We start from the raw sequence: 25,357 nt of genomic DNA, 5'->3' as shown, positions 1-25,357 counted from the left end.
CTCTGACCGAGGTCAAGCACACTCCGGCAGGGCCGTCACCGGCTGCCGCATCGGTGCGACCTTTGCGACAGCGTCTGACCGCTCTGTCACCGTTTCTCTACCTCCTGCCGGCGCTGGTGGCGCTGGCAGGAGTCCTTGGTTACCCGGTGCTCGACGCGGTGTGGACGAGTCTCAAGCACAGTGTGCCGACGGACCCGTCCGCCGACCGGTTCACCGGGCTGGCCAACTATCGCGCCATCTTCGGCAACGGCGCGTTCTGGACCGCCCTCGGCCACACCGGCCTGTGGGCGCTCGCGAACCTGGTGCTGCAGCTGACGATCGGCTTCGGCCTCGCGTTGCTGATGCACCAGAAGCTGGCCGGCCGCGCGCTGTTCCGCAGCGTGGTGATCATCCCGTGGGTGGTGCCGTCGGTCGTCGTCGCGGTGATCTGGCGGTACCTGCTGGACCCGACGTCCGGTCCGCTGAACCAGCTCCTGATGAGTACCGGGCTGACTCAGGAGCCGGTGCTCTGGCTGGCGAACCAGGCGACGGCGATGCCGGTCGTGATCCTGCTCAGCGTGTGGAAGTGGACGCCGTTCGTCGCGGTGATCCTGCTGGCCGGGTTGCAGGCGATCCCGGAGGAACTGCACGAGGCCGCGATGATCGACGGGGCCGGTCTGTGGGGACGGCTGCTGCATGTCGTCGTCCCGGGTATCCGGACCTCGCTGACGCTGGCGAGCCTGCTCACGATCGGCTACTCGGTGAACAACTTCAACGGGATCTGGCTGTTCACCCAGGGCGGCCCGATCGGCGCGACCGAAACGCTTACCACGTTCGCCTATCGCAAGGCGTTCACCGAATTCGACTTCGGCAGCGCGGCGGCGGTCGCCGTGGTGCTCTTCGCCGGGTTGTTCGTCGTCAGCACGGCCTACTTCTTCAGCGTCGAGGGACGGAAGGGGCGCAAACTGTGACCACCAAACGCAGACTCGGAAAGCTGGGCCTGTACGGCGGGATGCTGGTGGCCCTGGTCGTCTTCGTCGGGCCGTTCCTGTACGCGGTCCTGTCCAGCCTGAAACAGCCGTCGGAGCTGAACGGGGTGGAGAAGAACTTCCTGCCCGGGACGCTCTACACCGAGAACTACACGAACCTGTTCCGGACCAGCAACTTCCCGGTGTACCTGGTGAACAGCCTGGTGGTCGCGGTCGTGACGACGACGCTGTCCTTGCTGATCGCGATCCTGGCCGGGTACGCGCTGGCCAGGTTCAAGTTCGCGGGCAATCGGCTGTTGCTGCTGTCGGTGGTGAACATGCAGATGTTCCCGGCCGTACTGATGGCGGTCCCGCTGTACAAGATCCTCCGTGAGCTGGACATGCTGAACAGCCGGACCGGCCTGACCATCGTGTACGTGACGCTGGCGCTGCCGTTCTGTATCTGGATGATGCGCAACTACTTCCTGACCGTCCCGATCGAGGTCGAGGAAGCGGCGCTGATCGACGGCTGCAACATGTTCACCGCGCTGTGGCGAGTGGCTTTGCCGCCCGCGCTGCCGGGCGCGGCGGCGGCCGGTGCGTTCTGCGTGGTGAACGTGTGGGACGAGTTCCTGTACGCGAACACGTTCATCGACAGTGACGAGAACCGGACGTTGTCGGTCGGCCTGAACTCGCTGATCGGCCAGTACACGACGGACTGGGGCCAGTTGCTTGCCGGAGGCGTGGTGATGACGATCCCGGTGGTGATCATCTTCGCGTTCCTGCAGCGGTACCTGACCCAGATCGCGGGAGGCGGCGTGAAGGGATGACCGAACTGTTGCGCGGCGGCCGGGGCGCCGACGGTCAAGGGGTGGACATTCGGATTGTCGACGATCTGATCGGCGAGCTGGGTACGTTGACACCGCTTCCTGGTGAAGCGGTGGTCGACCTGGACGGCCGACTGGTGCTGCCGGCGTTCGCCGAGCCACATGTCCATCTGGACAAGGCGTTCACGGCCGGGCTGGCCGCCAATCAGACCGGTGATCTGCAAGGGGCGATGGCCTCGTACTCGGCGGTCGCGTCGATGCGGCAGGGCGACGCGATCGCCGACCGGGCGATGCGCGCGCTGCGGTTGTTCGTTGCCGCCGGCACCACGGCCGTACGGTGTCAGATCGGCGCTGGGCGGTTGTCCGGCGTGACCGCGATCGAGGCGCTGGCGAAAGTACGTGAGCAGGTGTCGGCGTACGTCGACCTGCAGATCGTGGCGCATGTCGGCGTACCGGATGGTGGCGCGGCCGGGCATCGGGCGTTGTTGCACCGGGCGCTCGATGCGGGCGCGGATCAGCTTGGCGGGAATCCGTTCTCGGAGGACGATCCGGACCTTGCGCTGGAGTCCTGCCTGGAGGTCGCGCTCGATCGTGGGGTCGAGCTCGATCTGCATGTGGACGAGTCGTTCGACTCGGTGACGCTGGATCGGGTCGCGGCGCGGGCGCTGGAGAGTGGTGTCCGGGTGGTGGCTGCGCATTGCGTGTCGCTTGGTGTGCTGCCTGACTCGCAGGCCAAGGAGATCGCCGCCGCCGTCGCCGCGGCCGGGATGTCGGTGGTGACGCTGCCGATGACGAATCTGTTCCTGCAGGGCCGGGACGTCCTGAGCGCCAAGCCGCGCGGGCTGACCGCGATCGACGCGCTGCGGGCCGCGGGGGTTCAGGTCGCGGCCGGGTCGGACAACGTGCGGGACCCGTTCAACCTGGTCGGCCGTTGCGATCCGTTGGAGATCGCGTCGCTGCTGGTGACCGCGGGCCATCAGCAACCAGTGCACGCGGCCGGCATGGTCGGGTCCGAGGCGCGTACGGTGATGGGCCTGCCGGCCGGCGGCTTGGTGGCCGGTGCGCCCGCGGAGCTGGTTGCCCTTGGCGCCGATGATCTCGGTGATGCCATTGCCCGGGCGCCAGGCGATCGGCTCGTCTGGCACCGCGGACAGTTGGTGGCACAAACGGTCACCACGACGGACGTACCGTTCTAATGACGCCTGGTGAGTGGGATGGTCAGCACCAGCAGGGCGGCGCAGAGCAGGTAGGTGCCGGGCAGTTCCAGGCTGGTCGCGGCGAGCAATCCGATGCCGTAGGCACCTATCCCGGTGCCGGCATCGAAGGCCGTGTTCCAGACCGCGCTCGCGGTCACCGCCTGCTCCGGCGGCGTCCGTTCGAACACCGCGATCTGGGTCAGGCTCTGGGTCGCGCCGTAGCCGATGCCGAAGAGCGCGACGCCGGCCAGCAGCACGGCCGTACGCCCGTTACCGTGCAGCGCGATGGCAACGAGGGCCAGTCCAACGATGCCGGCGGCAAGCATGGCCGGCTGCAGCCCGCGACCGCCGAACCGGTCGTGGATCGGTCCCACCCGCCAGCGGCTGACGGTGCCGCACAGGCCGAGTACGAGCAGCGCGATGGTGGCGAGCGAGCCGTCCGGGCGGGCGATCGGCAGGAAGGTCAGCAGGCCGCCGCCGGAGAGCATCACGACCAGGAGCACGACGGCCGGTCCACTCGCGGAGCGTACGGCCGGTCCGGCGGCGGACCTGGTTTGCGGGGAATCGTCGGTCCGGCGGCGGAGCCGCAGCACGAACGGGATCGCCAGCAGCGGCGCGGCGGCCAGTACGGCGACCCAGCCGAACCGGCCGGACGACGTGAGCGCGGCGCCGGCCGGAATCGCGATCAGGTTGGGTACCGCGATGCACAACCCGTACACGCCGATCGCCTCACCGCGTCGATCGGCCGGTGCCACCGACGTACTGAGCAGGGCGCCGATCACGGTCAGGATCGCGAAGCCCACGCCGCGTACGGCCGAGACCGCGGCCAGCCAGCCGAGGCTGTCGCTGAGCAGGTAGAGGGGCGCGGGGGCGCCGAGCGCGATCAGGCCGATCACGAGCAGGACCGGCGTACCCAGGCGGCGTTCGAGCCACGGCACGACCGCCTGGACGGCGACCGTGCAGCCGAGCATCACGGCGGTCACCGCGCCCGCCGATCCGGCGCCGGTGCCGCCGCGGACCGCGTACGACGGCAGCGACGCGAGGGTCAGGAAGAAGCTCGAGAAGCCGAGCGTGGTCAGGACGGCCAGCTGGCGGACGGCGGGCAGCCGCCACAGGCTGGTGCGAACCGGTACGGCCGCGGAGTTGGTCATGGATGCAACCTCGAACAGTTCCTCCCGGCCCGCGCTTCCGAACCCACGCCCCGGCCGGGGGCGGCGCGCCCTCGCGAAGGCGAAGGAACCGCGCCGAACAGCAGCCATTATGCGCGACCGAAGCCGTTTGAGGGAGTGATCCGCGATGCGTGAGGTACTGAACCGGCTGCTGGAGTGGTGGAACGCCGACCAGCCGGTGGCGATGGCAACGGTCGTGGCGACGTTCAAGTCCGCGCCGCGGCTGCCGGGCGCGGCCATGCTCGTGGGGCCGGACGGCGAGGCCGTCGGCAGTGTGTCCGGCGGGTGCGTCGAGGGGGCGGTGTATCAGCTCGGTGAGGAGGTCGTCGCTTCGGGTGAACCCGTGCTGCAGCGGTACGGCGTGAGTGACGAGTCGGCGTTCGCGGTCGGGCTGACGTGCGGCGGCATCCTGGACGTGTTCGTGGAGCGCGTGGACCGTTCCTCGTACCCGGAACTGGGTGAGATCGCGGCCGATATCGAGGCTCAGCGGCCGGTCGCGGTGGCGACCGTGGTGGCGCATCCGGATCCGGCGCGGGTCGGTCGCCGGATCGTCGTACGCCCGGAAGGCGCCGCGATCACCGGGACGCTCGGCTCGGACCGGATGGATGACGCGGTCGTGGATGACGTACGCGGGTTGCTGGCGAACGGGCGGTCGGAGACGCTCGAGTACGGTCCGGACGGGCAGCGGCGTGGTGCCGGCATGCGGGTGTTCGTGTCGTCGTACGCGCCGGTGCCGCGGATGCTGGTCTTCGGCGCGATCGACTTCGCTGCCGCGGTGGCCCGGGTCGGGTCGTTCCTTGGTTACCGGGTGACGGTCTGTGATGCCCGCGGTGTGTTCGCGACCGCGACCAGGTTCCCGTCGGCGGATGAGGTCGTCGTGGACTGGCCGCATCGCTACCTCGCGGCCGAGTCAGCCGCCGGCCGGATCGACGGGCGGACGGCGATCTGCGTACTCACTCATGACCCGAAGTTCGACGTACCACTGCTGGAGGTCGCGCTCCGGCTGCCCGAGGTCGCGTACGTCGGCGCGATGGGCTCCCGGCGTACGCACGACGACCGCCTGAAACGCCTCCAGGAAGCCGGACTGACCGACGAGGAGCTGACCCGCCTCTCCAGCCCGATCGGCCTCGACCTGGGCGCCCGCACCCCCGAAGAAACCGCCATCAGCATCGCCGCCGAAATAATAGCCACCACCTGGGGCGGCGCCGGCCGCCCCCTCTCCACCCTCGACGGCCCCATCCACCACCAAACCAACTTTCCTCAGCTCTAGTGCGTCTTGTGTGGTTGTAGAGGCGCTGCTGGGACGAGCTTGGGGGTTCGGAGATGTGGACGAAGATCAGGTTGCCGATTGTGCTCGCGCTCGGCGCCGCGGTGGCGATCTGGAGTCTGCATGCGGCCGTTTCCGGCGGTGGCGCGAAGGCCAGCGCGGCCCAGGCGCCGCGGACCGCTTCGGCCAGCCCGTCGGCGGCCTCGTCCGGCCAGCCCAGTGCGTCCGGTAAGCCCAGTGCGTCCGGTAAGCCCAGTGCGTCGGGTAAGCCCAGCGCGACGGTGAGTACGCCGGCCAGCACGAAGTCCGTCGAGCAAGCGAAGGGGAAGGTCGTGTACCTGACCTTCGACGACGGGCCGGACCCGCGCTGGACGCCGGAAGTGCTTGCGGTGCTGGCGAAACACAACGCGCACGGGACGTTCTTCATGCTCGCGGAACACGCGGACGCGCATCCGGACCTGGTCGACGAGGTGCGTACGGCCGGTAACGCGATCGGGAATCACTCGGTCTCGCACCCGCAGCTGACCAAGCTGTCGCCGGCGCGGTTGCACGAGCAGGTCGCGAACGGGATTCAGTCGAAGTGCTTCCGGCCGCCGTACGGCGCGACCAACCCGCGGGTGAAGGCGGAGATCAAGCGGGACGGCATGCAGCAGGTGCTGTGGGACGTGGACACCAACGACTGGAAGCGGCCGGGCGCGACGACGATCGCCAACCGGGTGGTGGCCGGTGCGCGGCCGGGCGCGATCATCCTGATGCACGACGGCGGCGGCAACCGGTCGCAGACGGTCGCGGGGCTGGACCAGGCGCTGACCAAGCTGTCGGCACGCGGATACGGGTTCGCGACCCTGTCCTGCTGAAGCGGTCAGGAATCGAGAAGCGGCGGCCGCCGCGACTGCCTAACTTGAAGACATGACAACTCTTGACAGCGTGGTTCTGGAAGTAGCGGACAAGGCAGCGGCGGAGCGGTTCCTGTCAGCTGCCCTCGGGCTGGCGGAGCAGGTTCGGGTACGGGAGTCCGGCGCGGAGGCGTCCGGTTTCCGGGGATTCACCTTGTCGCTGACGGTGGGTCAGCCGAGTACGGTGACCAGCCTGTTCGAGAGCGCGGTCGGTGCCGGCGCGACCGTGATCAAGCCGGTCACCAAGTCGTTCTGGGGCTACGGCGGCACGCTGCAGGCGCCCGACGGCACGATCTGGAAGATCGCCACCTCGGAGAAGAAGGACACCGGACCGGCGACGCGGGCGATCGACTCGGTCGTGCTGCTGCTCGGCTGCACGGATGTTGCCGTGAGCAAGAAGTTTTACGTCGAGCACGGGCTGACGGTAGCGAAGAGCTTCGGGCGCAAGTACGTCGAGTTCGACAGCACCGGTCCGGTGAAGCTGGCGCTGTACGGGCGGAAGGCGCTGGCCAAGGACGCCGGCGTACCGGCCGACGGGAGCGGTTCGCACCGGATCGCGCTCAGCGCGGACGGCGGAAACTTCACCGACCCGGACGGTTTCCGCTGGGAGCCCGTGTCATCATCGATTGATGGAGATCTTGCGAGTCGATGAGCTGGCGGCGAGTCACCTGGAGTCGGCGGCGGCCAGCGAGAGCGGCCGCAGCGCGACGACCGTGTACGGCAGATCCGGCGCGCGACTGCGGCAGACGCTGATCGCCCTGGACGCCGGCCGCACGCTGGGCGAGCACCAGAGTCCGGGCGACGCGTCGCTGTTGTGCCTCCGCGGCGAGGTGGTGCTCCGAACCGCCGACGCGGAGGCCGAGCTGCACGCCGGCGACCTGGTCGCGGTCCCACCTCAACGCCACGACGTCCACGCCCGCACCGCGGCCGTCATCCTGCTCTCGGTTGCGCTGCACTAGCCGGCACATCTCGTCCCCGGGCATGACAAACGCCAGTCGGCCTCGAGGCTCTGTTCAGCCTCAAAGCACGACTGGCGTCAGCAGTTGAAGGGCGTCAGCCTGCCAGGGCCAGCGAAACGGTCGCCTTGTTGAGTACGGTGCCGAGCAGCTTCGCGTCGCGGGTCGAACCGGCCGTGGAGATCTCGGTGTCGGCGGTCGTGGTGCCGGCCACGCCGACGTACCGGGTCGCGACCCAGCGGGTGTCCTTGCCGCTGCGGTAGGTGTAGACGACGGTGCTGACGCGCATCGGGCCTTGCCCGGTGGTGGACTTCATCGTCACCGTCGACGTACCGACGAGGTGCAGTCCGCGGGTGCCCTTCTTCAGCGCGGCGATCTTCCGGTTCAGCGCGGTCACGGTGCTGAGGTTCGGGTTGTACGAGGTGTTGAACCGGATCATCCGGTTGTGCGTGGTGTCGTCGAAACGCTGCTGCCACGGACCGAGTACGACCGATCGCCAAGTCGACGGCAGCACCGCGCTCGCGTGGTAGCCCTCGCTGGAGTGGTTGAAGTAGCGCGTCTTGTACGTCACCGAAGAGCTGCTCACGCTGTTGCTTGAGGCAACCGCCGCCTGACTCGGTACGGCACCGCCGACCATCAGCGCGCCCGCGCCGGCCAGTGCTGCCATCCCGGTGATCATTCCGAACCGCTTCATGCCGTGTTTCCCCCTTGATCGGTGTACCGCTCCGGTTGAGCGGCACACACCCTGAGACAGCCTGGCCCGGGGAAAGGTTGATTACGGATTCGTGTAGATGGGCGAGTGGTTGACCACCTACCGCGAGGACTTACATACTGCTGGCACCGCCGTCGGCGGGCTGTGGGGGCAGTTGTTGTGGGGACAATTCTCATGGGGATGGGGGGCTTGCCGTGCATGCCTGGAAGTTGCTTCGTGCTGCATTGATCACGGGAATCGCCGGCGCGTCGCTGGCCGTACCGGTGGCGGCGTCGGCGGACGATCCGCCGAGTACCACGGTGCAGGTCAGTCAGACGACCTTGAGTCCGGGGGAGACGTTCACGGTCACGCAGACCGTGACGAACATCGCGGATTTCACCTTCGAGGGCGCCAAGGCGGCGCTGTACGCGAAGGATCAGACGCTGACCGACTGGCTGGACCTGGTCAGCTGTACGGGCGCGAACTGTTTTGTTGCCGAGGGAGCGCATTTCCGCGCGTCGTTCGGTGACGTGCCGGCCGGGGAGAGCCGGACGGTGGTGTGGACCCTGCGGGTGAAGGACAACCCGAAGCCGGAGCCGTTCATCCTGCGGCACCAGTTCCTGGCCGACAACTACGCGTTCGAGATCCTCTCCGGGCCGACGATCACGATCACCCCGGTCACGCCGCCCGCGGCCGACCTCGCGGTATCGATGACGGCCGCTGTCCGGAGCACGGTCACGGCGCGGATCACGTACACGATCACCGTACAGAACAACGGCCCGGCCGACGCGACCGGGATCCGGGTGGTCGGCGCGTACCCGGCCGGCCTGACCTACGCGGGCACGACGTGTACCCGGGTGGGGACGTCCAGGTCGGTGAACTGTGACATCGCGTCGCTGGCGAGTGGTGCGAGTACGACCCGGACGATCACTGCCGACACCGGTCTGCTCACGGTGGGTGCGCTGACGGGTACGGCGCAACGGACGGCGAGTTCACCGAGTGACCCGGTGGCAACGAACGACAAGGCGAGCCGGACCTGTACCGCGCTCACCGGGCTGATCGTGCGGTGCTGACCACAGGCTGACTAGCAGCGAAGTAGCAAGACGGCCGGCGGCCGCGGGTTCTCGAGTCCCGCGGTCGCTGGTTCCTTTGGCGGAGCCAAAAAATCGGTACAGGTGTGGGCTGTGTCTTGCGCCAAGTGGCAGCCTCGGTTTACCGTCCGGGTTAACGTTTAAGTGAGTGTTAGTGAGCACTTCTTCGAAACTTGGAGCAGCTATGATCAGTCGGCGGCGGTTTCTGCAGGTAACCGGTGCGGCGGTAGCGGGTTCGACCCTCGCGGCCTGTGGTGACGGCGGTGCGTCGAGCGGAGGCGCGAAGGCATCCAGCGAACTCAAGCTGCCGACGTACAAGGCGTTCGAGGGCTTGCGCCCGGATCTGCCCGGGGCCGAGTCCGGTCTGGAGCCCGGCTTCCTGAAGTTCCCGGCGGACGCGGTCGCCAGCGTCAAGGCGCCCCCGCTGAAGAACGCGGTCACCGCGCTGACGGAGACGTTCGCGACGCCGCCGCCACCGATGGGCAGCAACCCGATGTGGCAGTCACTGAACCAGGCGCTCGGCGCCGAGCTGCGGCTGACCATCGGCACCGACCCGGGCTACCCGGAGAAGTTCGCCACGCTGCTCGCCAGCGACTCGCTGCCGGACCTGATGTGGCTGCCGCCGAACCAGGGCATCCCGAACATCGGGCCGATGCTGGAGGCGAAGTTCCAGGACCTGACCACGTACCTGTCCGGTGACGCGGTGCTGGAGTACCCGAACCTGGCCGCGCTGAAGCCGGCCTCGTGGCGGACCGCGGTGGTGAACGGGAAGATCTGGGGCGCGCCGATCCCGTCCACGCCGTTCGGCCAGGTGATGATGGGCAACCCGAAGACCTGGGCGAAGGTCGGCGGCCTGCAGTGCAGGACCGCCGACGAGTTCTTTGCCAAGTGCAAGGAGCTCAGCAACGGTACGAACTACGCGCTCGAGCCGGCCATCATCAACATGCTGCACATGTTCGGCGAATGGTTCGGCGCGCCGAACACCTGGCGGGTCAACCAGGACCGGTCGCTCACCCACCTGTACGAGACCGACAACTACAAGGCCGCGGTCGAGTACGCCGCGAAGCTCTGGGCCGCGAAGGTCTTCTACCCGGACCTGAACCTGGCCGACGCCACCCCGAAGACCGTCAACGGCCAGATCGCCGCGCAGGTGGTGGTCGGTCCGCGTGGGACCGCCGACTTCCGCAACCTGGACCCGACGCTGTTCGTGGACACGATGATCCCGTTCGGTCACGACGGCAAGGCCAAGCCGGTGTACGACATGGGCTACGGCACCGTCGGGTTCACCCCGTTCAAGAAGGCGGACGAGGGCCGGATCCGCGAGCTGCTCGCGCTGATGGACTACCTGTCCGCGCCGTTCGGGACCAAGGAGTACCTGGTCAAGAACTTCGGCGTGCAGGGGCAGCAGTACCAGCTGGACGCGAACAAGAACCCGGTGCTGACCAAGGCGGGTACGCAGCAGGCGCCGGGTCTGGTCAGCGCGCTGCAGATCATGAACGCGCCGGAGAGCGTGATCTTCAACCCGGCCTTCCCGGACGACACGAAGAAGATCTACGCGACCGAGCAGGAGCTGCTGAAGTACGCGATGCGGAATCCGACCGCGGGCACGTACTCCGACACCAGCAGCAAGCTCGGCCCGAAGATCACCGCCGCGTTCCGGGACACCATCATCGACATCGTCACCGGCCGGCAGAAGCTGGACGCGTACGACGCCGCGCTGAAGCGGTGGAAGTCCGGTGGCGGTGACAAGATGCGCGACGAGTTCGCCGCCGTGCTGCCGTCGAGCGTTCCGGTCACCGGGTCCTGAGTGATGCTGAAACGAACCGCTTCGAAGAAGCAGGTGAGCAGCGGTCTGCCCCTCGCCGCCAAATGGCGGCGGGACTGGCAGATGGTGCTGCTGATGATCCCGGGCGTGCTGTTCCTGCTGGCGTTCTTCTACCTGCCGGTGCTCGGCAACGTGGTCGCGTTCCAGGACTTCCAGCCGTACCTCGGCATCATGCACAGCGAGTGGAACGGCTTCACGAACTTCATCAGCCTGTACGACAACCCGGACTTCTGGGATGCGCTACGGAACACGTTGCTGCTCGCCGGAGTTCAGCTGCTGCTGTTCTTCCCGGTACCGATCGGGCTGGCGCTGATCGTCGACTCGCTGGTCAGCAACCGGCTGCGCAGGTGGTTCCAGACGATCGCGTACCTGCCGCACTTCCTGTCCTGGGTGCTGGTGGTGACGCTGTTCCAGCAGTCCCTGGGCGGGGCAGGGTTCATCAACAACCTGCTCCGGCAGGCCGGGCTGGACCCGATCCCGTTCATGACCAACCCGGACACCTTCCCGCTGCTCGTGGTCGCGCAGCTGATCTGGAAGGACGCGGGCTGGGCGATGATCATCTTCCTGGCCGCGCTGACCACCGTGGACGTCTCGCTGTACGAGGCGGCCGCGGCGGACGGCGCCGGGCGCTGGCGGCGGATGTGGCACATCACCCTGCCGTCGCTGCGTACCGTCATCGTGCTGCTGCTGATCCTGCGGATCGGTGACATCCTCAGCGTCGGCTTCGAGCAGTTCATCCTGCAACGCGACTCGGTCGGACCGGGCGCGGCCGAAGTGCTCGACACGTTCACGTACTACGCCGGCGTGGTCGGCGGCGATTGGAGCAGTGGCGCCGCGGCCGGACTGGCCAAGGGTGTGGTCGGCGCGCTGTTGCTGTGGGGCGCGAACTCGCTCGCTCATCGGCTCGGTGAGCCGGGAATCTTCCAGAGGCGCTCATGAGACCCGTATGGAAAGAGAATCCGTCGCCGGGGTACCAGGCGATCAAGGCGGTGATCCTTGGTGGGTTCGCGCTGGTGATCGTGGTACCGATCCTGGTCGTGATCTCCACGTCGCTGGCCAGCGACAAGGACATCATCGACGCCGGTGGGTACGTACTGTGGCCGTCGCATCCGACCTTGAAGGCGTACCAGACGCTCTTCAGTGGTGGCCTGATGGGACGGGCGATCATGGTCAGCGTGTTCGTCACGCTGGTCGGTACGGCGATCGCGCTCGCGGTGACGATCGCCCTGGCGTACGCGACCTCGCGGCCCGTTCTGTTCGGGCGGCCGGTGTTGCTGATGGTGCTGTTCACGCTGTTGTTCGCGCCGGGCATCATCCCGATGTTCCTGGTGGTGAAGCAGCTCGGACTGCTGGACAGCCTGTGGTCGCTGATCCTGCCCGGGGCGCTGGGCGCGTTCAACTTCGTCGTGCTGCGGACGTTCTTCATGAACGTGCCGGGTGAGTTGCTGGAGAGCGCTCGGATCGACGGCGCGAGCGACTTCACCATCCTCCGGCAGATCATCATGCCGCTGTCGAAGGCGGTGATCGCGGTGGTCGGGCTGTTCTACGCGGTCGGGTTCTGGAACGCGTTCTTCAACGCGCTGCTGTACCTGAACGACACGTCCAAGTGGCCGGTCCAGGTGATCCTGCGGACGTACGTACTGCAGGGCAAGTCGCTGTCGGCGGACCAGCTCGGGGTGGAACCGCTGCCGCAACCGCAGTCCCTGCAGATGGCCGTCGTGGTCGTCGCGCTGGTGCCGATCGCGATGGTGTACCCGTTCCTGCAACGGCACTTCACCAAGGGCGTCATCACCGGCGCCGTCAAGGGCTAAGCCGTAAGCTCTGCTCATGTCCTCACCTTTGGCTGAGCGGCCGACGCTGCGGATGGTGGCGAAGGAAGCCGGGGTCTCGGTCGCGACCGTGTCGTACGTGCTGTCCGGACGGCATCGCAGTCACACCATCAAGGACTCCACCGCGGACCGGGTCCGGGAGGCTGCCTCCCGGCTCGGTTACCGGCGGAACGACGCGGCGCGCGCGATCCGTACCGGCAAGTCGGACCTGGTGCTGCTGTCGCTCAGCTATCTCGCCGACCCGTGGTCGCAGGCGGTCGCGGCCACGGTCAGTACGGCCGTGTCGCCGCTCGGCAAGACCGCGCTGATCGTCGCGGACGGCGACTGGCGTACGGTGCTGGCGAACCGGACGCCGGACGTGATCTTCATCGACAGCGTCAAGCCGGAGCCGGAACAGGTCGCCGAGCTGGAAGCGTTCGCGGCGCAGGGCGTGCAGATCGTGGCGTTCAGCGAAACCCTTGAACCGCAGGGTTTCGACGTGATCCGGTCCGGCGCCGAGCCGCGCTGCCATCTCGCCGTACAGCACCTGCTCGAACGGCACGAGCGGGTCGGCGCGCTGACCTCCCGCACCAACGGGTTCGCCCGCTTCGACGCGTACGTGAACACGCTCCGCGCCGCCGGCCGGCCGGTCCGGGCCGAGGACATCGAGATCTTCGAGCAGCATCCGGAGGGCGCGTACCGGGCGGCGATGGCGCTGCTGACCCGGCCGGATCGGCCGACCGCGATCTACTGCACGACGGACTTCGCCGCGATCGCCGCGGTCCGGGCGGCGCACCGGCTGCGGATCGACGTACCGCGGGAGCTGGCCGTCATCGGCGTCGGCAACACGCCGGAGGGGGAGCGGCTCGACCCGTCGTTGTCTACGGTCGGGCCGGTGGACTTCAACGACGCGCTGGCCGGCATCATCGTCGGCCGACTGACCGACCGTGAGGGCGCGCCGGGCGAAGTCTTCGATTTCCCATGGCAACTACTCGTCCGGGAGTCCTCTTGAGCCTGTACATATGCGACGCCTCCGGCGCCGCGGGTCATGGGGCTGTGACTCCCGGCCTTCCCTCGTCACTCCAGTCGCTTCGCTCCCTCCACTCCTCAGTCCAGGCCGGGAGGCCCCATGACCAGGCCGAATGTCGTACTCATCTGTGTCGACGAGTGGCGCGGTGATGCGATGTCGTGCGCCGGGCACCCGTACGTCGAGACGCCGCATCTCGACGAGCTGGCGCGGAACGGCGTGCGGTTCAGCCGCGGGTACTCGGCGACGCCTACCTGCGTACCGGCGCGGGTTGCCTTGTTCACCGGGCAGTCGCAGGAACGGCACGGGCGGGTCGGGTACACCGACGGAGTGCCGTTCGACGACGCGCATCCGGTGACCGTGCAGGGTGAGTTCCGGCGGGCCGGGTACCACACGCAGGCGATCGGGAAGATGCATGTCTGGCCGGAGCGGGCGCGGCTCGGGTTCGACGACGTCGTTCTGCACGACGGGTTTCTGCATCACGCCCGGCGGTCGCATCGGCAGCAGTTCGGGTTCTTCGACGACTATGTGCCGTGGTTGCGGCGGCAGCCTGGGGTTTCGCCGGATGCGGAGTATTTCGATCACGGGGTGAACTGCAATTCCGTGGTCGCGCGACCGTGGGACAAGGCCGAGGAACTGCATCCGACGTCCTGGATCGGGACCCAGACGATCGAATGGTTGTACCGGCGGGATCCGTCCCGGCCGTTCTTCTTGTTCCTGTCGTTCCATCGGCCGCACCCGCCGTACGATCCGCCGGCCTGGGCGTACGACCAGTACAACGCGCTGCCGGCGTACGAACGGGAGCTCGGGGACTGGGAAGGTGATTGGGACGAGTTCCGGCACGACGGGGACTATCAGGCGTCGATCGGCGATCTGCCGAACCGGGTCGTGCATCGGGCCCGGGCCGGGTACTACGGGCTGATGGCGCAGATCGACCTGCAGATCAACCGGATTCGCGAGGCGCTGGTCGACTTCGGGGTGTACGACGACACGATCATCGCGTTCACGTCCGATCATGGCGAGATGATGGGCGACCACCGGATGTTCCGGAAGTCGGTGCCGTACGAAGGGTCGGCGCGGGTGCCGTTCATCGTCGCGGATCGTCCTGCTGCCGGAGGTGCTTCGCGAGGCGAGGTGGTCGATCATGTCGTCGAACTGCGGGACCTGATGCCCACGTTGCTGGACCTGGCCGGGGTGCCGGTGCCTTCGTCGGTGGACGGGCAGTCGCTGGCGCCGTACCTGCGCGGCTCGGCCGATGGGCCGGTGCGGGAGTGGTTGCACGGCGAGCATCTGCATTTTGAGCAGTCTCTACAGTGGGTGACTGACGGGAAGATCAAGTACGTGTGGGGGTCGGCGCGTGGGGTTGAGCAACTGTTCGACCTCGACGCGGATCCGGGCGAGCTGCACAACCTGGTCTCCGCCCGGCCGGACCTCCGCGAGCTGTGGCGGTCGCGGTTGATCCAGGACCTGACCGGGCGCGAGGAAGGTTTCGTCGCGGACGGAGACTTGGTCACCGGGCGGCCGGTCACCGCGATCCTCGAACACACCAGGAGACGAATTGCAGACGCCACCAGGTGACGACTGGACCCTCGTCGAAGTCGGCGAGTCCGCCACGAAGGTCTACCGTCGCGGCAACCTGTTCGCCAAGTGCTGCGACCCGTCCGGAGTAGCCGACCTGGTCGCCGAACGAGACCGAACCAGCTGGCTGTCCGGCACCGGGTTGCCAGGAGCAACAGTCGTCGACTGGCTGGAATCCGCACCACCCGCGCCCGCGCCCGCGCTCGGGGAACCTGCGACGTCATCCTCGCGCGGAGCCCTCGCTACCACCGGTGGAGCGTGTTTGGTCACCTCGGCCGTGCCAGGTGTGCCGGGTGATGCCCTTCCACCGGCCTCTTACGAGCGTGCGATGGTGAGTCTTGGGCGGGTGTTTCGGGATCTGCACGCGTTGACCGGCTGCCCGTTCGAGCGGCCTCTGGATTCGATCGTCGCGACAGCGACCGACGTGGTCCGCCGGGGCGCGGTGAACCCGGACTTTCTGACCGACGAATGGCGCCTGCTCGAACCCAGCGAGCTGCTCGCCCAAGTAGTTGCTGAGCGCCCCTATATCGAGAGTCGTTCGGAACCGGTTGTCTGCCATGGCGACGCCTGTCTCCCGAACATCTTCTTCGACCCCGACACGCTCGAAGTCACGGGCTTGATCGACCTCGGCCGACTCGGCGTCGCCGACCGCTACGTCGACCTCGCCCTCACCACCATCCAGCTCCAGGACGAATGGTCAATCGACCCAGCGCCGTTCCTCGAGGCGTACGGCCTCCCCAGCCCCGACGACCGCCGCCTCCACTTCCACCGCCTCCTCGACCCCTTGACCTGGGGTTAACGCGCCGGTTCGAGGTCGTGGATCAGGGTGGTGGGCTTGCCGCCTATTGCGGCTGGGAGCAGGCTGCGTAGGCCTGGTGTTCGGAGGACCCGGAGTAACAACCGCCGGGCCACGAGTTCGGTGCGCGAGCCGGGGAGGAACCAGCGCGCCGCCGACCGTCCGGTCTTCTGTTTCTCTTCGACGACCGGACGCCACACCTGCTCGTACTCGCGGAGAGCGTCCTCGATTGTCGGTGCATTGGTGAGTTTGTCGGCAAGCACGTACGCCCCGGCGATGCCGAGCGAGGCGCCTTGCCCGGCAAGAAGTGACACCGCGCCGCACGCATCCCCCGTCAGTACGACCCGGCCGGAGCTCCACCGCGGCATCACGATCTGCGCGACCTGGTCGTAGTAGATGTTCTCGTCGCCGGGGCAGTGTGCGAGCGCTTCGGGTACGACCCAGCCGAGGCCCGCGTACGCCGACTTGATCGCCGCTTGCAGATCGGTAGGCATGGTCGGGTCGGGTGTCCGGTGCACGGCGAACGACGCCACCCGGCCGTCGCGCAACGCATAGAAGCCGAACTGGCTGCCGATCGTGTCGGTCATGCAGAACCGGCCGCCGACCGCGTCATGAATGCCGGGCGCGTCGAAGCTGTACGCGGCGGTGTGGAAACCGAGGAACCGCAGGTACGAGTCCTCGGGCCCGAACACCAGCCGGCGAACAGCGGAATGGATGCCGTCGGCACCGATCAACAGATCCGCCTCCAAGGCAGAGCCGTCCGCCAGTCCAACCCGCACCCCGTCCACCGGTCCGCCCCGCACGTCGTCGACCGGCGTGACCCTCGTCCCCTTCCTGCGGGGCGTGACTGTGGTGAGCGTCGCGCCGTACCGGAGGTCGACACCGGCGGGGAGATGCTCGCGCAGGAGCTGTTCGAGGTCCGGGCGCATCACGCTGGCCAGATCGCCCGACGCGAACTCGCTGATGCCGATCGCCCCACGGCGCCGGCCTTGTTCATCGACAAAGACGGCCTCGTCGACGTGGTACGCGACCTCCTCGAGCGCGGGCAGCAGGCCCATCGCGCGGATCGCGTCGTACCCGGGACCGAAGAAATCGATCATGTACCCCTGCGCGCGCGGCGCGGGGCTGCGTTCGAGAACGGTCACGTCGTGGCCGAGCGTGGACAACCGGTTCGCCAGCGCCAGCCCGGTGATCCCGGCACCGCAGATGATCGCGTGCATCTCACCTCACCAACCTTCGGAGAACGGTGGTCAGGGCAGGCGACTCCGGCACCAGACTTCGGTGCAGGAGCAGCCCGTCGATGGTCGCCGCGAGGACCGCGGCGGTCGCGGCCGGCTCGGCGACCTGATGGATCGTCAGCCAGTCGCTGACCCGGGCACGGAAGTCCGTGACCAGGGTGGCGATCCCCTCCCGGAGCTGTTCGTCGCGGGTCGCGGCCAAGTACGTCTCGGTGAACAGCAGCGACATCGGATCGCTGCCGTCGTACTGCTCGACCGACGCCAGCATCGCGTCGACACCGGCCGCCGGGGTGATCGCGGCGGTGAACAGCTCATCGGTCGCCGCGAGCACCTGATGCATCGCGCCGACGGCGGCCTCGGTCAGTACGTCCTGGATCGAGCTGAAGTGGTAGTGCACCACGCTCGGGGTCACGCCGGCGCGATCGGCCAGGACGCGCGTGCTGACGGCTGTCCAGCCGCGCTCCGGGATCAGCTCCGCCGCGGCGGCCAGCAACCGTTGCCGTACTTCCTGACCATGTTGTGCGGTCGGAGCCATTCGAAATCCTCCAGGGCGATCGTCCTGTACGATCGTCCTGATCGTACTCCGCGAGTAAACGGCCGAGCAACCCGGCCGGGGTTACTTGCGGCCGAACTTCCACCACTTCGGCTTGTTCATCTTGATCTCGTCCGGCGTCATCGGCGGCGGTACCGGCGGCCGCGACTCCTCGGTCAGGAAGTCGCCGGACTCGGTGTCGTACGGCGTGACGCCGAGCCGCCGGCTGATCTCCATCACGATCGGGATCGACCGCGGCCCGTCGTTCAGGTAGAAGGTGATGTCGCGGACCTCGACCCCCTTGCCGATCGTCATCTCGACGTCGTACTCGGGACTCCGCAACGTCAGCCAGGACGGGCGGCTGGTGTCCACCTCCGGCACTACTTCCCGTACCGTCGCCACCACGTCGGCCACCGTCCCGACCGAAGGCGCCTGGTAGTCGACCGGCATATCGTCGAGGCGCCGAACGCCCCCTGGCCCACGCACCGCATAGACAGCCCAGCTCATGGGGTCCAGCATGCCAGCCAACGGTGCCGGATCGGGTAGCCGGGCGGACGCGGTGCGTACGAGCGCGGTCGCGAAACGGTGTCAATAGCTGCAACCCGGTTTTCGGATGCCGGTCCAGGCCGTAATATCTGGCTCGGCCGGCACTGGGGGTGTACCGGCCTTTCTGGTGATGGGTGGGACCGGCGACCGACCGGTACTGGGGAGAAACGGGAAAGTCATGGCGGACAAGCCGGCACCCAAGCCTGGACACTTCCTTCCAGGAGGCGCAGGTCTTTCGGGAGACGCGGGTCTTCCTGGGGGCGAGCAGGGCCCGGCGGGGACGCGGCAGCCGGGCGGCACCGCCACCGGCGGGACTGGTGGTGGGTCGGCTCCGTTGCGGGCGCCGACGCCGCGGCTGGGTGGGGACGCGCCGGCGGCGCCGCCGCAGCTGACCGGGACCCGGATCGACTCCAAGCGGACGACGCTCTCCGGCAGCCGGCTCGGCCCGCCGCCGGACGGCGACCGGGCCGCGGCCGCGTACCGCGAGGTGTTCCACCCGGAGCCGATTCCCTTCGACCCGCGGAAGCGGTCCAAGGGCCTGATCGTGATGATGGTCGTCGCCGCGCTGCTGCTCGTCGGCGGCGGCGTCACCTTCGGCGTCAAGATGCTGTCGAACTACGACGGCTCGATCGCCGGCCCGCTGGGTACGCCGTCGGTCCGTTCCAGCGACGCGCCGAAGACCGACGAGCCGGCCACCAAGGCCACCCCGGACGCCGACATCGTGGCGAGGAACCCGTTGTACGCGGCCGGGAAGATGCCGGTGATGAAATGCCAGGAACCGGCGTTCCGGCCGACGTCAAAGGAGAATGTTCGCTCGTACTACCAGGCGCTGATCGCGTGCATGGACAAGGCCTGGCAGCCGATCGTTGTCAAGGCCGGGTTCGAGTTCCGCTCGCCGCGGCTGATCGTCTTCGACGAGGGCGAGGAGACGGCGTGCGGCGTACAGAAGGACCTCGCGCTGTACTGCCAGGACGAGGAAGGCGGCAGCGCGACGATGCCTTGGCAGAACGTGGTCGAGGACTACCCGAAGCACAAGGCGGCGGTCCGCGCGGAGATGGCGCAGTCGTTCGGTTTCGTGTACGGCGTCCATGTCCAGAATCTGGCCGGGATGGCGGCGGCGTCGGACAACCTCGGTGACACCGCGGCGAACAAGGCGGCCGAGCTGGAACAGGATCGGCGCGCGGCGCTGCAGGCGTACTGCCTGGGCGGAGTGTTCTTCGGCGCGGCCCGGGCCAGCTTCCCGCTCCAGGGCGAACTGCTGAACCAGTGGAACGGCCTGATCCAGCGCGGCGGCGACGAACACGCCAAGGACAAGGTCCGCGACCACGGTTCGAGCAAGAGCCTGGCGGCGTGGATCAACCAGGGTTTCACCACCACCAACCCAGCCGCCTGCAACACCTTCACCGCCGCCCCCACGAAAGTCAGCTGAACCACATGAAGTTGAGAAGGATGGGAGCAGCCGGTGTCTGAGGATGTCGCCGAGGACGGTTCACCAGCACCAGACCACTCCCTCGCCGACACCGGCGCCGACACCAGCGCCGACACCGGCGCCGACACCAGCGCCGACACCGGCGCCGACACCGGCGCCGACACCGGCGCTGGTGCCGGTGTTGGCGCCGGTGCTGGTGCTGGTGTCAGTGCCGGCGGTGCTGGGGTCGGCGGTGCTGGTGCTGGTGCTGGTGCTGATGTCGGTGCCGGCGGTGCCGGTGTTGGCGGTGGGTCGTCGTCTGCTGGGTCGCAGCCGCTTGTTCTGAGTGGTGGTCAAGCCGGTTCTCTCGGGCGGGCGCGTTCGGTTGCGGTGGAGGACTCGCCGGTCCGCCGCAAAGCGCGACCGCTCCCGACCGAACCCGGTACCACCAGCGAGTACACCGGTCCGCCGGTCGCGCCGCTGACGGATGCCCCGCAGACCCCGCTCACCGGCACCCGCCGCGCCGGCGGCGCCCGCCCAACCGGCTGGCACACCACAGCCGCCCGCAACGGCGCCCGCCCAACCGACCCGTCCGGGCGCACTGGCTGGCAGACCGGCCAGTCGCCGTCCAGCACCTGGTCGGCCGACCCGTCCCGATCCGCCGCCTGGCCCACCGACCGCGCCCGCGCCGGCGCCCAGTACAGCTCCACACCACCACCGGTGAAACCCCCACGCCACCACTCCCGCAAGGTAGTCGGCGCCCTCACCGCCCTGGTCCTGATCATGCTCACCGGCGCAACCTTCGCCGGCGTAAAACTCATCGACTCCTACGGCAGCCGCGTCGACAACCCCCTCGCCCAGCCCTCCGTACGCAAATCCCAAGCCCCCATCCCCACCCTCCCCGACCCCACCGTCACCGTAACCGTCCCCGGCATCCCCGACCTGGTCCGCCTGCAGAAGAACAAGATCTACACCTCCGGCAAGGTCGCGTCGGTCAGCTGCCAGGAACCGGCGATCAAACCACAGTCCCAGTCCGAGATCCTGCGGTACTACAAGGCCCTCCTGCCTTGCCTGAACAACGCCTGGGCACCGGTGCTGAAGAGGTCCGGCTATCCGTTCCGGGCGCCGAAGGTGGTTCTGCAGACGAACCAGTCCACTTCGTCCAGCTGTACCGGTGAACTCAACGTCGCGTTCTACTGTCCGGCCGACGAGAGCATCTACGTCAGCTGGAAGAAGGACCTGAAGTACTACAAGGACGAGCCGACCGCCGCGCGGGTGTGGATGATCGACACGATGGCGCACGAGTACGCCCACCACGTACAGAACCTGACCGAGATGCTCACCGCCGCCGACTCCCGCGCCGGATGGGCGAAGACGAAGGCGGAGGAGCTGGAGTGGAGCCGCCGGTTGGAGCTCCAGGCCGGTTGCTTCGGTGCCGCCTTCCTCGGCGCCAACAAGAAGGCGCTCGGCCTGACCGGGCGGAAACTGGATCTCTGGGAGTGGGAGGTGCAGCACAGCGGCGACGAGTACAACCCGAAGAAGGTGCGCGACCACGGTTCCCGGAAGAACCACTGGGTCTGGGCCGAACCTGCCTTCAACACCACCAACCCCGGCTCCTGCAACACGTTCACCGCGTCGGCCGAACGGGTCAGTTGAGGTGATCGCTGCGCAGGTGCGTGGCGTGCTGGTGCTTGCCGGTGTGGTGGCGATGCTGGGTGTCAGTGGATGTACGCGGTCGGGCCTGGATTCGGGTCCGTCGACCACGCCGACGTCCGTGCCTACGTACGCGCCGCCGCTTGAGCCGTCTGGGCGGACCGTTCGGCGTCCGGAGCCGATCAAGGACGAGTTCCTGCTGCACAACCCCCTCTACCGGGCCGGCCGAATCGCCGCTGTCACCTGCTCTCTGCCGACAGCGAAGCTGGTGGATCAGCGAACCATGATCCGGTATGCCACCGCCTTCGTCGCCTGTCTGGACAGAGCCTGGGCGCCGGTGATCAGCCGGGCGGGCTTCGATTTCGTACCACCGGGCGCGGTGCACTCGTCCCCGACCGGCAGCAAAACCGCCTGCGGGGTGATGGAGGAGGGAACCTTCGGCGTCTACTGCGACGACGATCGCGGCATCTACTTCAACTGGCCGGAGTATGTGGTCAAGGAGTCGTACCGTCAGGAGGCCGGCCGAGCGTCCGTGCAGTACCTGATCGCGCACGAGTACGGCCACCACGTGCAGTGGCTGACCGGGATCTCGGATGACTATGCCGTTCGGTACGGGGTAGTGCCGGAGGCGGCGCGGCAGACCGAGGTGAACCGGAGCGAGATGCAGGCGCACTGCTTCGCGGCGGCGTTCTTCGGTGCGAACCGGGCGTCGTTGCGGATTCGTGGGGAGCGGCTGGATCACTACGGGCACGGCGGCTATGACAGGTCGGATCCCGAGCTGAGCAACTTCGATCGGTGGTTGCGGCAGGCGTTCCGGGCGGCCGGGCCGGGTGGGTGCAGGACCTGGGCGGCGCCGGCCAAGAGTGTTACCGGAGCTTGAGTTTGAAGCCTTCGTGGGTGTTTTCGAAGCCCAGGTTGGTGTAGAAGCGGTGGGCTTCGGTGCGGGTCTTGTCCGAGGTGAGTTGGACCAGGGTGCAGCCGCGGGTGCGGGACTCGTCGATCGCCCAGCGGATCAGGGTGCTGCCGAGGCCTTCGCCGCGGGCGGTGGCGGCGACGCGGACCGCTTCGATCAGGCCGCGGGACGAACCGCGGCGGGACAGGCCGGGGATGATCGTCAGCTGGAGCGTACCGACCAACTCGTCGTTGCGTTCGGCAACTACCAGCAGCTGGTTCGGGTCGGCGTCGATGCGGTCGAACGCCTGCAGGTACGGGGCCAGGTCGTCGGTCGACTCACGGGTGGCGCCGAGCTGGTCGTCGGCGATCATCGCGACGATCCCGGCCACGTCGCCGGCGGTGGCGCGGCGGATGTCCAGATTGTTCACGGGGCAAGCATCGCAAATCGCTGAATCGGTTCAGCGGGCGGGGTAATCAGCTATCCAGGGGAACGGTGATTGCCTTACGCAAACACCTTTCGTAGTCCGCCTCGCCGTCACCGGCTGTTTGCCTCCGGCATCGGAGGGTACGGGTCATACTGGACACCACTGCATCCGCCCGTGTGCCGGGGTCGTGTGCAGTCCTGCGCGGCAGCGGATGCGGGCCCAGTCCGGAAAGGTCATCCGATGACAGCGTTAGCTATCAACTTCACTCAACCCTTCGAAGATGCCTTCAGCAAACTTTTGTCGTTCATCCCGAATCTGCTGGGTGGACTGGTCATCCTGGTCATCGGCTACTTCGTCGCCAAGGTGCTCGGGAAACTCGTCGGCAAACTGCTCGGCCGGGTCGGATTCGACCAGTGGATGGAACGGGCCGGCGTCTCCGGCGTGCTGCAACGGTCGGGCACGGGGCTGACCGCGTCGGCGATGCTGGGCAAGGTCGTGTTCTGGTTCGTCTTCCTGATCAGCTTCACGATGTTCGCCTCCGCGCTCGGGGTGCCGGAGATCTCGACGTTCATGAGCGACATGCTGGCGTACATCCCGCGGATCTTCGCGGCGATCGTGATCGTCTGCCTGGCCGCGCTGTTCGCGAACTTCCTGGCCGCGATCATCCGCGGTGCCACCGGTAACGAGACACTGGCAAAGGTCGGCCGCTACGCGATCCTGGTGTACGCCGCCTTCGCCGCGCTGACCCAGCTCGGCGTCGCGGTTCAGCTGACCGGCAACACCTTGCTGATCGTGCTCGCCGGTGCCGCGCTCGCGCTCGGTCTCGCTTTCGGCCTCGGGGGTCGCGAGATGGCCGGCCGCGCGCTGAACAACGTGTTCTCCCGCGAAACGATGAACAAGCCGGCAACCGGCTCGAACGGAACGGGCTCGAACGGGACCGGTGCGAACGCCACTGGCTCGAACGGTACGGCCGCGTACCCGGCGCAGGGCGGCTACCAGGGGAACTACGAGGGCGGCTACCAGCAGCCGACCCAGCCCGAGCAGCACCCGGCACACAGCTCCGGTCAGTGGTCCAACGGCAGCCAGCAGAACGGCAACTGGCAACAGGGCCAGTAACCAGCACTACGTCTCTCCTCAAGACGGGCGGCAATCCCGATCGGGTTGCCGCCCGTCGCCTGTTGCTACTCCGCCTTGTCCGGCGTGCCGTCGGGGCCGGCGCGGCGGACGTCTTCGACCTTGGTCATGGCTTCGCGTAGGTCGGCCAGCCAGGTTTCGCTGTGCTGGGCGACGAGTTTTACGCACCAGCCGAGGGCGTCGCTGCGGGAGCGGGCTACGCCGGCGTCGACCAGGGTGTCCAGGACCTGGCGCTCGGGCTGGCGGAGGCGGGTCATCACCGGGGCGGAGAGGGAGGTGAAGACCGTGGTGGTCTCACCGCACTGGACTCCCCAGGCGACCTTTCGCCGGGCGGCGTGCTCGAGCTCGCGGGCGATGTCGATCCGGTGCTCGCGGGTGTCCTCGCGGAACTGCTTGATCCGGCCGGCCTCGGCCGCGGAGCGCTCGGCGGCGCTGACATCCTTGTCCTGCTTCGGTGCGGGGATCCGGCCGACGATCAGGATCTCGTCCCGGTCGATCGACAGCTCGGTCTCACCCTCGAACCAGTCGCCCGGCAACCGCCCGGTCAGCCAGCCCCGCACCTTTTCCTGCTCGGTCTTCGTACTCATGTAATCATGATTACACCGAAACGGAATCTACTCAAGTCGGTCAGTGGTACCGAACGGTGTACGCGGCGTGCGCATCGCCCTGCGACAGGCCGACGTTCGATACGCCGATCACCAGCGTGTGCCGGGTGACGTCGTTCCGATAGGTCACGTACGTGGTGCCGGCCGCGCCTTCGGAGCCGATCCGGGTCCAGTGCGCACTGTTGGTCGTCGGCACGCCGTGGAGCGTGCGGACAGCAGCCGGCGTCGCGTAGTACGCCGTCCACTTCGCATCACCGCGGCCCCAGGCCCGGACCAGGTTGTCGGACCACTGCACCGCGTTCCACGCCTTCGGCTCGTTGCTGAACCGGGCTGTGGACGCGGCGTGCCAGCCACCGGCTGACCGCAGTCCGACGTTCTGTACGCCGACTGTCAGGTTCCCGCCACGCGCATCGTCGTGGTACGTCACGTAGATCGTCCCGGCGGCGCCTTCAGTGGATACGCGACGCCAGTGGATGCCACCAGGTGAGGCCTGACCGAACAGCGCGCGTGACGTCGTCGCAGACGCGTAGCAGTTTGCCGCCGCGGTGTCACCGCTGCCCCATGCGCGTACGAGTCGGTCGGCGTACGCCACGGCTGACAGGTTCGTCACAGGTGCCATGCGGTTGCATGTGCTTGCAGTCGTGCTGGCATTGGCCGGCGCGGCGCCCGTGAGTACCAGCGGTCCGGTGACCGCGAGTGCCGTGGTAGCGCCGAGACCCATAATCTTTCGAATCATCATCGACCTCCCGAGTAAATGTGCTGCTACTCGTGGGACGCCACCTGGTCGGCGAGAGTTCGAGCTGAAACAGGGTCGCAACACAAAGACGGCCCGGTGTGTACCGGGCCGT

26 protein-coding genes are annotated in these 25,357 nt (G+C 67.8%); 18 read left to right on the top strand and 8 right to left on the bottom strand.

Annotated features, from left to right (window positions below; genetic code table 11):
- Nucleotides 1–62: 62 nt before the first annotated feature.
- From HDA44_RS20810 to HDA44_RS20800, 3 genes are read left to right on the top strand one after another with little or no spacing between them, the layout of a single operon-like run.
- Complete coding sequence (locus HDA44_RS20810; RefSeq protein WP_184836890.1) at nt 63–950, top strand: carbohydrate ABC transporter permease; 888 nt, start codon at nt 63–65, stop codon at nt 948–950.
- A complete protein-coding gene (locus HDA44_RS20805; RefSeq protein WP_184836888.1) occupies nt 947–1,777 on the top strand; it encodes a carbohydrate ABC transporter permease in 831 nt (276 codons plus the stop codon). The genes HDA44_RS20810 and HDA44_RS20805 overlap by 4 nt, the downstream gene beginning before the upstream one ends.
- Nucleotides 1,774–2,970: an amidohydrolase family protein gene (locus tag HDA44_RS20800; protein WP_184836887.1), complete on the top strand. Its 1,197-nt coding sequence runs from the start codon at nt 1,774–1,776 to the stop codon at nt 2,968–2,970. Before HDA44_RS20805 ends, HDA44_RS20800 begins: the two co-directional genes overlap by 4 nt.
- On the opposite strand, the gene HDA44_RS20795 is transcribed toward HDA44_RS20800, so the two are convergent.
- Nucleotides 2,967–4,121, bottom strand: a complete 1,155-nt coding sequence (locus tag HDA44_RS20795; RefSeq protein WP_184836886.1) for an MFS transporter — start codon at nt 4,119–4,121, stop codon at nt 2,967–2,969. The two genes, HDA44_RS20800 and HDA44_RS20795, sit on opposite strands and share 4 nt — an antisense overlap.
- 145 nt (nt 4,122–4,266) lie before the next feature.
- Here HDA44_RS20795 and HDA44_RS20790 point away from each other — a divergent pair, with 145 nt between their 5' ends.
- From HDA44_RS20790 to HDA44_RS20775, 4 genes are read left to right on the top strand one after another with little or no spacing between them, the layout of a single operon-like run.
- Nucleotides 4,267–5,409, top strand: a complete 1,143-nt coding sequence (locus HDA44_RS20790) for an XdhC family protein (RefSeq protein WP_184836885.1) — start codon at nt 4,267–4,269, stop codon at nt 5,407–5,409.
- A gap of 53 nt (nt 5,410–5,462) precedes the next feature.
- Nucleotides 5,463–6,263 (top strand): polysaccharide deacetylase family protein, encoded by an 801-nt coding sequence (locus HDA44_RS20785; RefSeq protein WP_184836884.1) that lies wholly within the window; start codon nt 5,463–5,465, stop codon nt 6,261–6,263.
- Between the two features lie 52 nt (nt 6,264–6,315).
- Nucleotides 6,316–6,954 carry a VOC family protein gene (locus HDA44_RS20780; RefSeq protein WP_184836883.1) on the top strand — a complete coding sequence of 213 codons (639 nt, stop codon included), beginning with the start codon at nt 6,316–6,318 and terminating at the stop codon, nt 6,952–6,954.
- Complete coding sequence (locus HDA44_RS20775) at nt 6,932–7,261, top strand: cupin domain-containing protein (RefSeq protein WP_184836882.1); 330 nt, start codon at nt 6,932–6,934, stop codon at nt 7,259–7,261. Before HDA44_RS20780 ends, HDA44_RS20775 begins: the two co-directional genes overlap by 23 nt.
- A 94-nt stretch (nt 7,262–7,355) precedes the next feature.
- Here HDA44_RS20775 and HDA44_RS20770 read toward each other — a convergent pair whose 3' ends face one another.
- Nucleotides 7,356–7,952, bottom strand: a complete 597-nt coding sequence (locus HDA44_RS20770; RefSeq protein WP_184836881.1) for a hypothetical protein — start codon at nt 7,950–7,952, stop codon at nt 7,356–7,358.
- Between the two features lie 242 nt (nt 7,953–8,194).
- On the opposite strand from HDA44_RS20770, the gene HDA44_RS20765 reads away from it, so the two are divergent.
- The 7 genes from HDA44_RS20765 (at nt 8,195) to HDA44_RS20735 (ending at nt 16,077) form a co-directional block, all read left to right on the top strand.
- On the top strand, nt 8,195–9,022 hold the full coding sequence (locus tag HDA44_RS20765) for a DUF11 domain-containing protein (protein ID WP_202887465.1): 828 nt from the start codon (nt 8,195–8,197) through the stop codon (nt 9,020–9,022).
- 202 nt (nt 9,023–9,224) lie between these two features.
- The gene (locus tag HDA44_RS20760) at nt 9,225–10,847 is read left to right on the top strand and encodes a substrate-binding domain-containing protein (RefSeq protein WP_184836880.1); all 1,623 of its coding nucleotides are present in this window, start codon (nt 9,225–9,227) and stop codon (nt 10,845–10,847) included.
- Nucleotides 10,848–10,850: 3 nt separating this feature from the next.
- A complete protein-coding gene (locus HDA44_RS20755) occupies nt 10,851–11,804 on the top strand; it encodes an ABC transporter permease (RefSeq protein ID WP_238352505.1) in 954 nt (317 codons plus the stop codon).
- Nucleotides 11,801–12,676 (top strand): carbohydrate ABC transporter permease, encoded by an 876-nt coding sequence (locus HDA44_RS20750; RefSeq protein ID WP_184836879.1) that lies wholly within the window; start codon nt 11,801–11,803, stop codon nt 12,674–12,676. Before HDA44_RS20755 ends, HDA44_RS20750 begins: the two co-directional genes overlap by 4 nt.
- 16 nt (nt 12,677–12,692) lie before the next feature.
- A complete protein-coding gene (locus HDA44_RS20745) occupies nt 12,693–13,685 on the top strand; it encodes a LacI family DNA-binding transcriptional regulator (RefSeq protein ID WP_202887464.1) in 993 nt (330 codons plus the stop codon).
- A 117-nt stretch (nt 13,686–13,802) separates the two neighbouring features.
- Nucleotides 13,803–15,278, top strand: coding sequence for an arylsulfatase (locus HDA44_RS20740; RefSeq protein ID WP_184836877.1), 1,476 nt, complete (start codon nt 13,803–13,805; stop codon nt 15,276–15,278).
- The gene (locus HDA44_RS20735; protein ID WP_184836875.1) at nt 15,259–16,077 is read left to right on the top strand and encodes an aminoglycoside 3'-phosphotransferase; all 819 of its coding nucleotides are present in this window, start codon (nt 15,259–15,261) and stop codon (nt 16,075–16,077) included. Before HDA44_RS20740 ends, HDA44_RS20735 begins: the two co-directional genes overlap by 20 nt.
- Here HDA44_RS20735 and HDA44_RS20730 read toward each other — a convergent pair.
- The 3 genes from HDA44_RS20730 to HDA44_RS20720 all read right to left on the bottom strand — a co-directional run bounded on the left by HDA44_RS20730 (nt 16,074) and on the right by HDA44_RS20720 (nt 18,351).
- Nucleotides 16,074–17,294: an FAD-dependent monooxygenase gene (locus HDA44_RS20730; protein ID WP_184836873.1), complete on the bottom strand. Its 1,221-nt coding sequence runs from the start codon at nt 17,292–17,294 to the stop codon at nt 16,074–16,076. The genes HDA44_RS20735 and HDA44_RS20730 overlap by 4 nt on opposite strands.
- Before the next feature lies 1 nt (nt 17,295).
- Complete coding sequence (locus HDA44_RS20725) at nt 17,296–17,847, bottom strand: TetR/AcrR family transcriptional regulator (protein ID WP_184836871.1); 552 nt, start codon at nt 17,845–17,847, stop codon at nt 17,296–17,298.
- A gap of 81 nt (nt 17,848–17,928) precedes the next feature.
- Nucleotides 17,929–18,351: a hypothetical protein gene (locus HDA44_RS20720; protein ID WP_184836869.1), complete on the bottom strand. Its 423-nt coding sequence runs from the start codon at nt 18,349–18,351 to the stop codon at nt 17,929–17,931.
- A 373-nt stretch (nt 18,352–18,724) separates the two neighbouring features.
- On the opposite strand from HDA44_RS20720, the gene HDA44_RS20715 reads away from it, so the two are divergent.
- Genes HDA44_RS20715 through HDA44_RS20705 form a run of 3 tightly spaced genes read left to right on the top strand, consistent with a single transcriptional unit; the run spans nt 18,725 to nt 22,331 of the window.
- Nucleotides 18,725–19,819, top strand: a complete 1,095-nt coding sequence (locus HDA44_RS20715; protein ID WP_238352504.1) for a neutral zinc metallopeptidase — start codon at nt 18,725–18,727, stop codon at nt 19,817–19,819.
- 33 nt (nt 19,820–19,852) lie between these two features.
- Nucleotides 19,853–21,454 (top strand): neutral zinc metallopeptidase, encoded by a 1,602-nt coding sequence (locus HDA44_RS38615; protein WP_184836865.1) that lies wholly within the window; start codon nt 19,853–19,855, stop codon nt 21,452–21,454.
- A gap of 1 nt (nt 21,455) precedes the next feature.
- Nucleotides 21,456–22,331, top strand: coding sequence for a neutral zinc metallopeptidase (locus HDA44_RS20705; protein ID WP_184836863.1), 876 nt, complete (start codon nt 21,456–21,458; stop codon nt 22,329–22,331).
- Here the strand turns inward: HDA44_RS20705 and HDA44_RS20700 are convergent.
- Nucleotides 22,318–22,773 (bottom strand): GNAT family N-acetyltransferase, encoded by a 456-nt coding sequence (locus HDA44_RS20700; protein WP_184836861.1) that lies wholly within the window; start codon nt 22,771–22,773, stop codon nt 22,318–22,320. The genes HDA44_RS20705 and HDA44_RS20700 overlap by 14 nt on opposite strands.
- Nucleotides 22,774–23,010: 237 nt before the next feature.
- Between HDA44_RS20700 and HDA44_RS20695 the strand changes: the two genes are divergently transcribed.
- On the top strand, nt 23,011–23,886 hold the full coding sequence (locus HDA44_RS20695) for a mechanosensitive ion channel family protein (protein WP_184836859.1): 876 nt from the start codon (nt 23,011–23,013) through the stop codon (nt 23,884–23,886).
- A 65-nt stretch (nt 23,887–23,951) separates the two neighbouring features.
- Here the strand turns inward: HDA44_RS20695 and HDA44_RS20690 are convergent, their stop codons facing one another.
- Both HDA44_RS20690 and HDA44_RS20685 read right to left on the bottom strand, forming a co-directional pair.
- The gene (locus HDA44_RS20690; protein WP_184836858.1) at nt 23,952–24,491 is read right to left on the bottom strand and encodes a hypothetical protein; all 540 of its coding nucleotides are present in this window, start codon (nt 24,489–24,491) and stop codon (nt 23,952–23,954) included.
- A gap of 40 nt (nt 24,492–24,531) precedes the next feature.
- Nucleotides 24,532–25,128 carry a hypothetical protein gene (locus tag HDA44_RS20685; RefSeq protein ID WP_184836856.1) on the bottom strand — a complete coding sequence of 199 codons (597 nt, stop codon included), beginning with the start codon at nt 25,126–25,128 and terminating at the stop codon, nt 24,532–24,534.
- Between the last annotated feature and the right edge of the window lie 229 nt (nt 25,129–25,357).

The organism is Kribbella solani (genome assembly GCF_014205295.1).
In the GTDB taxonomy this organism is placed as follows: domain Bacteria; phylum Actinomycetota; class Actinomycetes; order Propionibacteriales; family Kribbellaceae; genus Kribbella; species Kribbella solani.
This window is presented reverse-complemented; position numbering and strand designations above follow the sequence as displayed.